Below are 13,421 nucleotides of genomic sequence, written 5' to 3'. Positions count from 1 at the left end.
GCTGGCCGCTGTATGAATCACGCCTGAAGGGAAAGCTGCACGTTATCAGCAAGCGTTACACTCAGCGCATTGAGCGACATAATCTGAATCTGAGACAACATCTGGCAAGGCTGGGACGGAAGTCACTGTCGTTCTCAAAATCGGTGGAGCTGCATGACAAGGTCATCGGGCATTATCTGAACATAAAACACTATCAGTAAGTTGGAGTCATTACCCTTTTTCTACGCTGCGTATAAATCGCATCCATCACAAAAATTGCCAGCGCCACCCAAATAAAGGCGAAGGTCACCATCTTATCGGCACCCGGTTTTTCACCATAAAACGTCACTGCCAACAGGAACATCAGCGTCGGGCCAATATACTGGAAGAAGCCTAACGTGGAGAGACGCAGGCGTGTAGCAGCTGCGGTAAAACACAACAGCGGTACGGTGGTGACAATACCGGCGGCGATCAGCAGCAAATTCAGCAACATCGGGTTTTGCCCCATATGGCTGGTTGAGCTGTCGGCAATAGCAAACAGATAAATCGCCGCCACGGGCAGCAGCCACATGGTTTCGATTAACATGCCGGTTTGCGCTTCAACGGCAATTTTCTTGCGTACCAGTCCGTAGAAGGCAAAACTAAACGCCAGCCCCAGCGCGATGATTGGCAGCGAACCAAAAGTCCACAACTGAACCAACACGCCACATATCGCCAGAATCACCGCCAGCCATTGCATCCGGCGGAATCGCTCGCCGAGGAAAATCATCCCCAGCACAATGTTCACCAGCGGGTTAATAAAGTAACCAAGGCTCGCTTCCAGCATATGGTGATTGTTCACCGCCCAGATAAACAGTAGCCAGTTGCCACCAATCAGCACGGCAGAGACTGCCAGCATAAAAATTTTCTGTGGCGTCTGAATCAGCGTTTTTAAATAGGACCACTGGCGGCAAATGCTCATCAGCACCACCATAAAGAAAAACGACCAGATCACGCGATGCGTCAGGATCTCATCGGCGGGCACGTAGTAAATCAGCTTGAAGTATGCTGGCGCAATACCCCAAATAAAATAAGCGGCAAGAGCGAGTAATACGCCCTGCCGCGTTTGTTTTGCATCCATCGGGAATACTCATTTTTAATTGGTAACAGCAGTTTACCTGCTTTTATGTCTTCAACCTACCATATAGGTGGCGGTGGCACTGGCAATATAAAGCTGTTCTTCATTGTGTAATTCAACGCGGGCGACGGCGACTTTATTGCCTGCACGCAACAGGCTACTGGTAGCAGTAAAACGCTCGCCCCTGCCTGGGCGCAGATAATCAACGCGAAGATCAATGGTCCCCATCCGCGATAGCCGCTGGCGTAGTTCATCTTCACTGATGGTTTCGTGGCGGGTTAAGGTACTTCCCACGCACACCAGACCGGCGGCGACATCCAGCGCCGACGCAATGACTCCGCCGTGCAAAATGCTTTGCGCCCAGTTACCCACCATCATCGGCTGATTTTTAAAGGCCAGCTGTGCGAACTCTTTTTCGTAACGCTCCAGCTCCATCCCTAACGCGCGGTTAAATGGCATGTGATAAACAAACATCTCACCCACTAATTTCAGGGCTTGTTCAGCGGTCAGTACGGCAGACATATCATCCTTACACTTCATTGGTTAATGAAATGTTGATTTTATGCTTCTTTGTTGTTGGTTTCTACTTTAGGAAGGGATAACTAACGGCAATGGAGTTAAGTATGTAAAATAGCCCGCAGAAAAACATTCACCTTATCAATAATTCGTTACGGAGAACACGACCGATGCGGACTCTGCAGGGCTGGTTGTTGCCGGTGTTTATGTTGCCTATGGCAGTATATGCACAAGAGGCAACGGTGAAAGAGGTGCATGACGCGCCAGCGGTGCGTGGCAGTATTATCGCCAATATGCTGCAGGAGCATGACAATCCGTTCACGCTCTATCCTTATGACACCAACTACCTCATCTACACCCAAACCAGCGATCTGAACAAAGAAGCGATTGCCAGTTACGACTGGGCGGAAAATGCGCGTAAGGATGAAGTAAAGTTTCAGTTGAGCCTGGCATTTCCACTGTGGCGTGGGATTTTAGGCCCGAACTCGGTGTTGGGTGCGTCTTATACGCAAAAATCCTGGTGGCAACTGTCCAATAGCGAAGAGTCTTCACCGTTTCGTGAAACCAACTACGAACCGCAATTGTTCCTCGGTTTTGCCACCGATTACCGTTTTGCAGGTTGGACGCTGCGCGATGTGGAGATGGGGTATAACCACGACTCTAACGGGCGTTCCGACCCGACCTCCCGCAGCTGGAACCGCCTTTATACTCGCCTGATGGCAGAAAACGGTAACTGGCTGGTAGAAGTGAAGCCGTGGTATGTGGTGGGTAATACTGACGATAACCCGGATATCACCAAATATATGGGTTACTACCAGCTTAAAATCGGCTATCACCTCGGTGATGCGGTGTTGAGTGCGAAAGGACAGTACAACTGGAATACCGGTTACGGCGGCGCGGAGTTAGGCTTAAGTTACCCGATCACCAAACATGTGCGCCTTTATACTCAGGTTTACAGCGGCTATGGCGAATCGCTCATCGACTATAACTTCAACCAGACCCGTGTCGGTGTAGGAGTTATGCTAAACGACTTGTTTTGATGAACGGTTGAGTGGTTGGCAAATCTGGAACCCAGCATCCAGGATTACCCTCTCAGAGACTAAAAGCATTGCAGTTTCTCGCGCAGGCGCTGAAAATAGCGCCTGTTTTTATTTCAGGCAATCGGGGTGAATGTGGCGCAGGCGGAAGTGTTGAATCTGGAGTCCGGAGCTAAACAGGTTTTACAAGAAACCTTTGGCTACCAACAGTTTCGCCCCGGCCAGGAAGAAATTATCGACACTGTGCTTTCCGGTCGCGATTGCCTGGTCGTCATGCCCACCGGTGGCGGAAAATCCCTTTGCTATCAAATTCCTGCCTTATTGCTAAACGGCCTTACCGTGGTTGTTTCACCGCTGATTTCGTTGATGAAAGATCAGGTGGATCAACTGCAAGCCAACGGCGTGGCGGCGGCGTGCCTTAACTCGACGCAAACCCGCGAGCAGCAACTTGAAGTGATGACAGGCTGCCGCACCGGGCAAATTCGTCTGCTTTATATCGCCCCGGAACGCCTGATGCTGGATAACTTTCTTGAGCATCTGGCGCACTGGAATCCGGTGTTATTAGCCGTTGATGAAGCGCACTGTATCTCCCAATGGGGCCACGATTTCCGCCCGGAATATGCCGCGCTTGGTCAGTTACGCCAGCGTTTCCCGACCCTGCCGTTTATGGCGCTGACTGCCACAGCCGACGACACCACGCGCCAGGATATCGTGCGCTTGCTGGGGCTGAACGATCCGCTGATTCAAATCAGCAGTTTTGACCGTCCGAATATTCGCTACATGCTGATGGAGAAGTTCAAACCGCTCGATCAGTTGATGCGCTACGTGCAGGAACAGCGCGGTAAGTCAGGCATTATCTACTGCAACAGCCGCGCGAAAGTAGAAGACACCGCTGCGCGCCTGCAAAGCAAGGGAATTAGCGCGGCGGCCTATCATGCTGGGCTGGAAAATAATGTTCGCGCCGACGTGCAGGAAAAATTTCAGCGCGATGACCTGCAAATTGTGGTGGCGACGGTGGCGTTCGGCATGGGCATCAATAAACCAAACGTTCGCTTCGTGGTCCACTTTGATATTCCGCGCAATATCGAATCCTATTATCAGGAAACCGGTCGCGCCGGGCGTGATGGCCTGCCCGCGGAAGCGATGCTGTTTTACGATCCGGCCGATATGGCGTGGCTGCGCCGTTGCCTGGAAGAGAAGCCGCAGGGGCAGTTACAGGATATCGAACGTCATAAACTCAATGCGATGGGCGCTTTTGCCGAAGCGCAAACTTGCCGTCGTCTGGTATTGCTGAACTATTTTGGCGAAGGGCGGCAAGAGCCGTGCGGGAACTGCGATATCTGCCTCGATCCGCCGAAACAGTACGACGGTTCAACCGATGCTCAGATTGCCCTTTCCACCATTGGTCGTGTGAATCAGCGGTTTGGGATGGGTTATGTGGTGGAAGTGATTCGTGGTGCTAATAACCAGCGTATCCGCGACTATGGTCATGACAAACTGAAAGTCTATGGCATGGGCCGTGATAAAAGCCATGAACATTGGGTGAGCGTGATCCGCCAGCTGATTCACCTCGGCCTGGTGACGCAAAATATTGCCCAGCATTCTGCCCTACAACTGACAGAGGCCGCGCGCCCGGTGCTGCGCGGCGAATCCTCTTTGCAACTTGCCGTGCCGCGTATCGTGGCGCTCAAACCGAAAGCGATGCAGAAATCGTTCGGCGGCAACTATGATCGCAAACTGTTCGCCAAATTACGCAAACTGCGTAAATCGATTGCCGATGAAAGTAATGTCCCGCCGTACGTGGTGTTTAACGACGCAACCTTGATTGAGATGGCTGAACAGATGCCGATCACCGCCAGCGAAATGCTCAGCGTTAACGGCGTTGGGATGTGCAAGCTGGAACGCTTTGGTAAACCGTTTATGGCGCTGATTCGTGCGCATGTCGATGGCGACGACGAAGAGTAGTCAGCAGCATAAAAAAGTGCCAGGATGAAGACTCCGTAAACGTTTCCCCCGCGAGTCAAATGTATGTTGATGTTATTTCTCACCGTCGCCATGGTGCACATTGTGGCGCTTATGAGCCCCGGTCCCGATTTCTTTTTTGTCTCTCAGACCGCTGTCAGTCGTTCCCGTAAAGAAGCGATGATGGGCGTGCTGGGTATTACCTGCGGCGTTATGGTTTGGGCAGGGATTGCGTTGCTTGGCCTGCATTTGATTATCGAAAAAATGGCCTGGCTGCATACGCTGATTATGGTTGGCGGTGGCCTGTATCTCTGCTGGATGGGTTACCAGATGCTACGCGGTGCACTGAAAAAAGAGGCTGTATCTGCGCCTGCACCACAGATTGAGCTGGCGAAAAGCGGGCGCAGTTTCCTGAAAGGTTTACTGACCAATCTCGCTAATCCGAAAGCGATTATCTACTTTGGCTCGGTGTTCTCATTGTTTGTCGGTGATAACGTTGGCACTACCGCGCGCTGGGGCATTTTTGCGCTGATCATTGTCGAAACACTGGCGTGGTTTACCGTCGTTGCCAGCCTGTTTGCCCTGCCGCAAATGCGCCGTGGTTATCAACGTCTGGCGAAGTGGATTGATGGTTTTGCCGGGGCGTTATTTGCCGGATTTGGCATTCATTTGATTATTTCGCGGTGATGCCAGACGCGTCTTCAGAGTAAGTCGGATAAGGCGTTTACGCCGCATCCGACATTATTTTTCACGCATGCCTCGCCGATGCTAACAGCGCTCCCACCAGCATAAACAACGAGCCGAAAATCTTATTCAGCGCCTTCATCTGCTTTGGTCCTTTAATCCATAGAGCAATCCGTTGAGCAAGGGTGGCGTAACCGATCATCACAATAATATCGACTACAATAGTGGTGACGCCGAGCACGATATACTGCATCAGTTGCGGCTGCTGTGGCATGATGAATTGCGGAAATAGCGCCGCCAGAAACACAATACTTTTGGGATTGGTGAGATTCACAAAAACTGCGCGCTGGAACAAATGTCGACGCGATTGAGTAGAGGCCAGCGATTTAAGGTCAATTGCACCAGCGGCGCGCCACTGCTGGATTCCCAGCCAAATCAAGTAAGCCGCGCCTGCCCACTTCAACACTTCAAACGCAATCACTGAGCGGGAAAATAGCGTCCCCAAACCCACGCCAACCAGCACAATATGAATCGCCAGTCCGGTCTGAAGCCCAGCAATAGACGCCACCGCGCCGCGATAACCGTGGTTGAGCGAGGTGGTCATAGTGTTGATTGCACCAGAGCCTGGCGACAGGCTTAAAATGATCGATGTCAGCAGGTAGGCAAACCACCATTCTAAGGTCATGATGAACTCCCGGTGTGTCTATTTTTGTGCCACAATACGCTACTGTCGCAGCGTTGTGTCAGGCACGCTAAAAAAAACGATTTTACGTGGTTTAAGAGGCAGATTACCCGATGTTTCAGCAGCAAAAAGACTGGGAAACAAGAGAAAACGCGTTTGCTGCTTTTACCATGGGACCGCTGACTGATTTCTGGCGTCAGCGTGATGAAGCAGAGTTTACTGGTGTGGATGACATTCCGGTGCGCTTTGTCCGTTTTCGCGCACAGCACCATGACCGGGTGGTAGTCATCTGCCCGGGGCGTATTGAGAGCTACGTAAAATATGCGGAACTGGCCTATGACCTGTTCCATTTGGGGTTTGATGTCTTAATCATCGACCATCGCGGGCAGGGACGTTCCGGTCGCCTGTTAGCCGATCCGCATCTCGGGCATGTTAATCGCTTTAATGATTATGTTGATGATCTGGCGGCATTCTGGCAGCAGGAGGTCCAGCCCGGTCCGTGGCGTAAACGCTATATACTGGCACATTCGATGGGCGGTGCGATCTCCACATTATTTCTGCAACGCCATCCAGGTGTATGTGACGCCATTGCGCTAACTGCGCCAATGTTTGGGATCGTGATTCGTATGCCGTCATTTATGGCACGGCAGATCCTCAACTGGGCCGAAGCGCATCCACGTTTCCGTGATGGCTATGCAATAGGCACCGGGCGCTGGCGCGCGTTGCCGTTTGCTATCAACGTACTGACCCACAGCAGACAGCGATATCGACGTAACTTACGCTTCTATGCTGATGACCCAACGATTCGCGTCGGTGGGCCGACCTACCATTGGGTACGCGAAAGTATTCTGGCTGGCGAACAGGTGTTAGCCGGTGCGGGTGATGACGCCACGCCAACGCTTCTCTTGCAGGCTGAAGAGGAACGCGTGGTGGATAACCGCATGCATGACCGTTTTTGTGAACTCCGCACCGCCGCGGGCCATCCTGTCGAAGGAGGACGGCCGTTGGTAATTAAAGGTGCTTACCATGAGATCCTTTTTGAAAAGGACGCAATGCGCTCAGTCGCGCTCCACGCCATCGTTGATTTTTTCAACAGGCATAACTCACCCAGCGGAAACCGCTCTACAGAGGTTTAAATTTCTTATGTACCAGGTTGTTGCGTCTGATTTAGATGGCACGTTACTTTCTCCCGACCATACGTTATCCCCTTACGCCAAAGAAACTCTGAAGCTGCTCACCGCGCGCGGCATCAACTTTGTGTTTGCGACCGGTCGTCACCACGTTGATGTGGGGCAAATTCGCGATAATCTGGAGATTAAGTCTTACATGATTACCTCCAATGGTGCGCGCGTTCACGATCTGGATGGTAATCTGATTTTTGCTCATAACCTGGATCGCGACATTGCCAGCGATCTGTTTGGCGTAGTCAACGACAATCCGGACATCATTACTAACGTTTATCGCGACGACGAATGGTTTATGAATCGCCATCGCCCGGAAGAGATGCGCTTTTTTAAAGAAGCGGTGTTCAAATATGCGCTGTATGAGCCTGGATTACTGGAGCCGGAAGGCGTCAGCAAAGTGTTCTTCACCTGCGATTCCCATGAACAACTGCTGCCGCTGGAGCAGGCGATTAACGCTCGTTGGGGCGATCGCGTCAACGTCAGTTTCTCTACCTTAACCTGTCTGGAAGTGATGGCGGGCGGCGTTTCAAAAGGCCATGCGCTGGAAGCGGTGGCGAAGAAACTGGGCTACAGCCTGAAGGATTGTATTGCGTTTGGTGACGGGATGAACGACGCCGAAATGCTGTCGATGGCGGGGAAAGGCTGCATTATGGGCAGTGCGCACCAGCGTCTGAAAGACCTTCATCCCGAGCTGGAAGTGATTGGTACTAATGCCGACGACGCGGTGCCGCATTATCTGCGTAAACTCTATTTATCGTAATCGTTCTTTATTTGGTCAGTTGTCAACCTGATACTTCGCTACAATGGATACTCGTTAATCAAAGAGTTTTCCATTGTGGCGCTACTTATCATCACCACGATTCTGTGGGCCTTCTCCTTTAGCTTTTATGGCGAGTACCTTGCGGGGCACGTCGATAGCTATTTTGCGGTGCTGGTGCGCGTTGGCCTGGCGGCACTCGTTTTTCTGCCGTTTCTGCGTACCCGTGGCAATAGCCTGAAAACAGTCGGCCTGTATATGCTGGTGGGCGCGATGCAGCTCGGCGTGATGTATATGCTGAGTTTCCGCGCTTATCTCTATCTGACGGTTTCCGAACTGCTGCTGTTCACCGTACTGACGCCGCTCTACATCACGCTGATTTATGACATCATGAATAAGCGCCGTCTGCGCTGGGGATATGCTTTTAGTGCCTTGTTGGCGGTGATTGGTGCCGGGATTATTCGCTATGATCAGGTCACCGACCATTTCTGGACTGGCTTGTTGCTGGTGCAACTCTCCAATATCACTTTTGCCATCGGCATGGTGGGTTACAAACGCCTGATGGAAACTCGCCCGATGCCGCAGCATAACGCCTTTGCGTGGTTCTATCTTGGCGCGTTCCTGGTGGCGGTAATTGCATGGTTCTTGCTGGGAAATGCGCAGAAAATGCCGCAAACCACGTTGCAATGGGGCATTCTGGTGTTTCTTGGCGTGGTGGCTTCCGGGATTGGCTACTTTATGTGGAACTACGGCGCGACGCAGGTGGACGCCGGAACGCTGGGAATTATGAATAATATGCACGTTCCGGCAGGGCTGCTGGTAAACCTGGCTATCTGGCACCAACAGCCGCACTGGCCAACGTTGATTACAGGCGCGCTGGTGATCCTGGCCTCACTGTGGGTGCATCGTAAGTGGGTCGCTCCGCGCTCTTCACAAACGGCAGATGATCGCAGGCGTGATTGCGCGCTGAGCGAATAAACGCTTCCGTAACTGGCTGACGCTGCTCGCCATCGCGCACGGCGGCGTACAGTCGGCTCCACAAGCCTTCGCCCAGGGTTTTGGTCACCACCAGACCCTGGCGCTCAAAACTCTCTACTACCCAATGCGGTAGCGCGGCAATACCCATCCGCGCGGCAACCATCTGAATCAACAATAAGGTGTTATCGACGCTTTTCAGTGACGGACTGACGCCTGCCGGCTGAAGAAAATGCCGCCAGACATCCAGTCGACTACGCTGCACCGGATAAATTAATAGCGTCTCGCTGGCGAGATCTTCCGGTGTAATACGCGTTTTTGCCGCCAGTGGATGGTCAGGTGCTAACACCAGACGCACTTCATAGTCGAACATCGGCGAATAATGCAGACCACTGCGCGGCAGAATATCGGACGTCATTACCAGATCCAGCTCTCCCTGTTGCAAGGCGGGCTGCGGGTCAAATGTCACGCCCGATTTAAAGTCCATCTCGACCTGCGGCCAGTTCTTATGGAAATTTTCTAACGCGGGCGTCAGCCACTGTATACAGCTATGGCACTCAATGGCAATGCGCAGACGCGTCTGCTGCGGTTCATTGCAGGCTTGCAGTGCCTGGCTAATTTGTGGCAGCACCTGGTTTGCCAGTTGCAACAGGATTTCTCCCTGCGGTGTAAAGCGAAGCGGCTGGCTTTTACGCACAAATAGCCGGAAGCCAAGGCGTTGTTCCAGATCGCTAAACTGGTGAGACAGGGCGGATTGCGTTTGATGCAACGTCGCCGCAGCGGCTGCGAGTGAGCCGCAGTTCCGCAACGCTTGTAGCGTTTTCAGATGTTTTACTTCGATCATGAAAGTCCTTCACTTCGGCATGAATAATTTGCGCTTGAGGAATATACAGTAACCGCCAATTATGGATGTGTAAACATCTGGACGGCTAAAATCCTTCGTCTTTTAAATTTATGGTGCGTTGGCTGCGTTTCTCCACCCCGGTCACTTACTTCAGTAAGCTCCCGGGGATGAATAAACTTGCCGCCTTCCCTAAATTCAAAATCCATAGGATTTACATATAATTAGAGGAAGAAAAATGACAATATTGAATCACACCCTCGGTTTCCCTCGCGTTGGCCTGCGTCGCGAGCTGAAAAAAGCGCAAGAGAGTTATTGGGCAGGGAACTCCACGCGTGAAGAACTGCTGGCGGTAGGGCGTGAATTGCGTGCTCGTCACTGGGATCAACAAAAGCAAGCGGGTATCGACCTGCTGCCGGTGGGCGATTTTGCCTGGTACGATCATGTACTGACCACCAGTCTGCTGCTGGGTAACGTTCCGGCGCGTCATCAGAACAAAGATGGTTCGGTAGATATTGACACCCTGTTCCGTATTGGTCGTGGACGTGCGCCGACTGGCGAACCTGCGGCGGCAGCGGAAATGACCAAATGGTTTAACACCAACTATCACTACATGGTGCCGGAATTCGTTAAAGGCCAACAGTTCAAACTGACCTGGACGCAGCTGCTGGAGGAAGTGGACGAGGCGCTGGCGCTGGGCCACAACGTTAAGCCTGTGCTGCTGGGGCCGGTTACCTGGCTGTGGCTGGGGAAAGTGAAAGGTGAACAGTTTGACCGCCTGAGCCTGCTGAACGACATTCTGCCGGTTTATCAGCAAGTGCTGGCAGAACTGGAGAAACGCGGCATCGAGTGGGTACAGATTGATGAACCCGCGCTGGTACTGGAACTACCACAGGCGTGGCTGGACGCATACAAACCCGCTTACGACGCGCTCCAGGGACAGGTGAAACTGCTGCTGACTACCTATTTTGAAGGCGTTACGCCAAATCTCGACACGATTACTGCGCTGCCTGTTCAGGGACTGCATGTGGACCTTGTACATGGTAAAGATGGCGTTGCTGAACTGCACAAGCGCCTGCCTTCTGACTGGCTGCTGTCTGCGGGACTGATCAATGGTCGTAACGTCTGGCGCGCCGATCTTACTGAGAAATATGCGCAAATTAAGGACATTGTCGGCAAACGTGATTTGTGGGTGGCATCTTCCTGCTCGTTGCTGCACAGCCCCATCGACCTGAGCGTGGAAACGCGTCTTGATGCAGAAGTGAAAAGCTGGTTTGCCTTCGCCTTACAAAAATGCCATGAACTGGCACTGCTGCGCGATGCGCTGAACAGTGGTGACACGGCAGCTCTGGCAGAGTGGAGCGCCCCAATTCAGGCGCGTCGTCACTCTACTCGTGTACATAATCCGGCGGTAGAAAAGCGTCTGGCGGCGATCACCGCCCAGGACAGCCAGCGTGCGAATGTCTATGAAGTGCGTGCTGAAGCCCAGCGTGCGCGTTTTAAACTGCCAGCGTGGCCGACCACCACGATTGGTTCCTTCCCGCAAACCACGGAAATTCGTACCCTGCGTCTGGATTTCAAAAAGGGCAATCTCGACGCCAACAACTACCGCACGGGCATTGCGGAACATATCAAGCAGGCCATTGTTGAGCAGGAACGTTTGGGACTGGATGTGCTGGTACATGGCGAGGCCGAGCGTAATGACATGGTGGAATACTTTGGCGAGCACCTCGACGGATTTGTCTTTACGCAAAACGGTTGGGTACAGAGCTACGGTTCCCGCTGCGTGAAGCCACCGATTGTTATTGGTGACGTTAGTCGCCCGGCACCGATTACCGTGGAGTGGGCGAAGTATGCGCAATCTCTGACTGATAAACCGGTGAAAGGGATGCTGACTGGCCCGGTGACCATTCTCTGCTGGTCGTTCCCGCGTGAAGATGTCAGCCGTGAAACCATCGCCAAACAAATTGCGCTGGCGCTGCGTGATGAAGTGGCGGACCTGGAAGCCGCAGGAATTGGCATCATCCAGATTGATGAACCGGCGCTGCGCGAAGGTTTACCGCTGCGTCGTAGCGACTGGGATGCATATCTCCAGTGGGGCGTGGAGGCCTTCCGTATCAACGCCGCCGTGGCGAAAGATGACACACAAATCCACACTCACATGTGTTATTGCGAGTTCAACGACATCATGGATTCCATTGCGGCACTGGATGCAGACGTCATCACCATCGAAACCTCGCGTTCCGACATGGAGTTGCTGGAGTCGTTTGAAGAGTTTGATTATCCGAATGAAATCGGTCCAGGCGTCTATGACATTCACTCGCCAAACGTACCGAGCGTAGAATGGATTGAAGCCTTGCTGAAGAAAGCGGCAAAACGCATTCCGGCAGAGCGCCTGTGGGTCAACCCGGACTGTGGCCTGAAAACGCGCGGCTGGCCAGAAACCCGCGCGGCACTGGCGAACATGGTGCAGGCGGCGCAGAATTTGCGTCGGGGATGATGAATATTAACGAGTCACTGTAAATTGCAGTACGATGAAAGAGGCAAAACTGCCTGATACCAGGCCTACATAATTTATGCAATTTATTGAATTTTTGAGTTTTGTTGGCCGGACAAGGCGTTCACGCCGCATCCGGCATGAACAACGCGCACTTTGCCAATAATCTGATGGCTTCCATCACCGGAAGCCATTTTGCTATCTGCGCCCGTTCAGATACAGAAATAACCGAATCATTTTTACGCAAAATATAATCCTGAGCGATTTGTTCAGTAATCAACGCTACGTTATTTATTCTCACTTTTCACGAAATTGTATCCCTTTTCAGTAACGTGGTAGTGAGGCATAGACTTATGTCCGCTATCCTCAATAATAACCAAACCCTCGTTAGCTAATTTGTTAACAATGTTAACAACATTACCGAATCCTGGAATTTGCCTTATGGATAGTGTGCGATCGAGATTCATCCAGTTCCAGTTTATATCTTTCTCAGCCATAACTTTCAGTACGTTAATTTCAGTTTCAGTTATCATAGTCAAGTGCATCCTGGTGGTATAAGTCATTAAGTTCTCCCTTAAGTTTATAATCTTCTAGAGTAGCAGTATGCGTATGATTCCAGAGTGCATAGCCTGCGTCACCATCAGGTTGTCCTGTTTCCCAACCAAGATTACAGTAACGCTGATATTCCCGACACTCATGAGTATAGAAGTTAAGATCTACTTGTTCTGGGGGGATTTTTCCTTTCTCAATGTCTTTCAGTCTATTGATCATCACTTCATTTATAGGGTCATGACCAAATCTGGCTATGTGTTTTTCAACAATAGCGATACCTTCCCTGTTGATTGTTACGCCATCTGTCGTCAGATTTTCTATTGGACCACCGGCAAGGTCGGGATTAAATGGTCTGAACCGCCCCGGGAATCCTGGAGACTAAACTTCCTGAGAAAGAGGTAAACAGGATGACTAAAAATACTCGTTTTTCCCCCGAAGTCCGTCAGAGGGCGATTCGTATGGTTCTGGAAAGTCAGGGCGAATATGACTCACAGTGGGCGGCAATTTGTTCCATTGCCCCAAAGATTGGCTGTACACCGGAGACTCTGCGTGTCTGGGTACGCCAGCATGAGCGGGATACCGGAGGCGGTGATGGCGGGCTCACCACCGCTGAACGTCAGCGTCTGAAAGAGCTGGAA

At 51.9% G+C, this 13,421-nt stretch carries 15 protein-coding genes; 9 read left to right on the top strand and 6 right to left on the bottom strand.

All coding sequences use genetic code 11. The features are described 5' to 3' along the window. A partial coding sequence (locus BHE85_RS01790; protein ID WP_000327172.1) for an IS1 family transposase occupies window positions 1-200 on the top strand: 200 nt, incomplete at its 5' end. On the opposite strand, the gene rarD is transcribed toward BHE85_RS01790, so the two are convergent. Continuing rightward, entirely contained in the window at window positions 194-1,099 is a 906-nt protein-coding gene (gene rarD, locus BHE85_RS01785; protein WP_000339099.1) for an EamA family transporter RarD, read from the bottom strand. The two genes, BHE85_RS01790 and rarD, sit on opposite strands and share 7 nt — an antisense overlap. Window positions 1,100-1,150: 51 nt before the next feature. Next, the gene (gene yigI / locus BHE85_RS01780; RefSeq protein ID WP_001277142.1) at window positions 1,151-1,618 is read right to left on the bottom strand and encodes an acyl-CoA thioesterase YigI; all 468 of its coding nucleotides are present in this window, start codon (window positions 1,616-1,618) and stop codon (window positions 1,151-1,153) included. 164 nt (window positions 1,619-1,782) lie between these two features. Between yigI and pldA the strand changes: the two genes are divergently transcribed. The 3 genes from pldA to rhtC all read left to right on the top strand — a co-directional run bounded on the left by pldA (window position 1,783) and on the right by rhtC (window position 5,298). Then, window positions 1,783-2,652: a phospholipase A gene (gene pldA, locus BHE85_RS01775; protein WP_001259700.1), complete on the top strand. Its 870-nt coding sequence runs from the start codon at window positions 1,783-1,785 to the stop codon at window positions 2,650-2,652. Between the two features lie 132 nt (window positions 2,653-2,784). Further along, window positions 2,785-4,614, top strand: coding sequence for an ATP-dependent DNA helicase RecQ (gene recQ / locus BHE85_RS01770; RefSeq protein ID WP_004987775.1), 1,830 nt, complete (start codon window positions 2,785-2,787; stop codon window positions 4,612-4,614). 63 nt (window positions 4,615-4,677) lie between these two features. Next, window positions 4,678-5,298 (top strand): threonine export protein RhtC, encoded by a 621-nt coding sequence (gene rhtC, locus BHE85_RS01765; RefSeq protein ID WP_000928821.1) that lies wholly within the window; start codon window positions 4,678-4,680, stop codon window positions 5,296-5,298. A gap of 61 nt (window positions 5,299-5,359) precedes the next feature. Here the strand turns inward: rhtC and rhtB are convergent, their stop codons facing one another. Further along, window positions 5,360-5,980: a homoserine/homoserine lactone efflux protein gene (gene rhtB, locus BHE85_RS01760; protein WP_000171710.1), complete on the bottom strand. Its 621-nt coding sequence runs from the start codon at window positions 5,978-5,980 to the stop codon at window positions 5,360-5,362. Between the two features lie 110 nt (window positions 5,981-6,090). Between rhtB and pldB the strand changes: the two genes are divergently transcribed. The 3 genes from pldB (at window position 6,091) to bioP (ending at window position 8,896) form a co-directional block, all read left to right on the top strand. Beyond that, a complete protein-coding gene (gene pldB / locus BHE85_RS01755; protein WP_000487654.1) occupies window positions 6,091-7,113 on the top strand; it encodes a lysophospholipase L2 in 1,023 nt (340 codons plus the stop codon). A gap of 7 nt (window positions 7,114-7,120) precedes the next feature. Then, window positions 7,121-7,921, top strand: coding sequence for a sugar/pyridoxal phosphate phosphatase YigL (yigL, locus tag BHE85_RS01750; protein WP_000285352.1), 801 nt, complete (start codon window positions 7,121-7,123; stop codon window positions 7,919-7,921). A 75-nt stretch (window positions 7,922-7,996) separates the two neighbouring features. Then, window positions 7,997-8,896, top strand: a complete 900-nt coding sequence (gene bioP / locus BHE85_RS01745) for a biotin transporter (protein WP_001196226.1) — start codon at window positions 7,997-7,999, stop codon at window positions 8,894-8,896. Here bioP and metR read toward each other — a convergent pair. Continuing rightward, a complete protein-coding gene (gene metR / locus BHE85_RS01740) occupies window positions 8,784-9,737 on the bottom strand; it encodes an HTH-type transcriptional regulator MetR (protein ID WP_000573621.1) in 954 nt (317 codons plus the stop codon). The genes bioP and metR overlap by 113 nt on opposite strands. 235 nt (window positions 9,738-9,972) lie before the next feature. Between metR and metE the strand changes: the two genes are divergently transcribed. Beyond that, window positions 9,973-12,234 (top strand): 5-methyltetrahydropteroyltriglutamate--homocysteine S-methyltransferase, encoded by a 2,262-nt coding sequence (gene metE, locus BHE85_RS01735; RefSeq protein WP_000153927.1) that lies wholly within the window; start codon window positions 9,973-9,975, stop codon window positions 12,232-12,234. A 121-nt stretch (window positions 12,235-12,355) separates the two neighbouring features. On the opposite strand, the gene BHE85_RS28005 is transcribed toward metE, so the two are convergent. After that, on the bottom strand, window positions 12,356-12,478 hold the full coding sequence (locus BHE85_RS28005) for a hypothetical protein (RefSeq protein WP_001230617.1): 123 nt from the start codon (window positions 12,476-12,478) through the stop codon (window positions 12,356-12,358). A 40-nt stretch (window positions 12,479-12,518) separates the two neighbouring features. Further along, window positions 12,519-12,764 (bottom strand): hypothetical protein, encoded by a 246-nt coding sequence (locus BHE85_RS01730; RefSeq protein WP_000627421.1) that lies wholly within the window; start codon window positions 12,762-12,764, stop codon window positions 12,519-12,521. Window positions 12,765-13,190: 426 nt separating this feature from the next. Between BHE85_RS01730 and BHE85_RS01720 the strand changes: the two genes are divergently transcribed. Continuing rightward, on the top strand, window positions 13,191-13,421 hold a 231-nt coding region (locus BHE85_RS01720), incomplete at its 3' end, for an IS3 family transposase (protein ID WP_023147292.1).

Source organism: Shigella sp. FC1567 (genome assembly GCF_001743015.1).
GTDB classification, from domain to species: Bacteria; Pseudomonadota; Gammaproteobacteria; order Enterobacterales; family Enterobacteriaceae; genus Escherichia; species Escherichia coli.
Note: the sequence above shows the minus strand (reverse complement) of the source record. Positions and strands in the feature narration are given on the sequence as shown.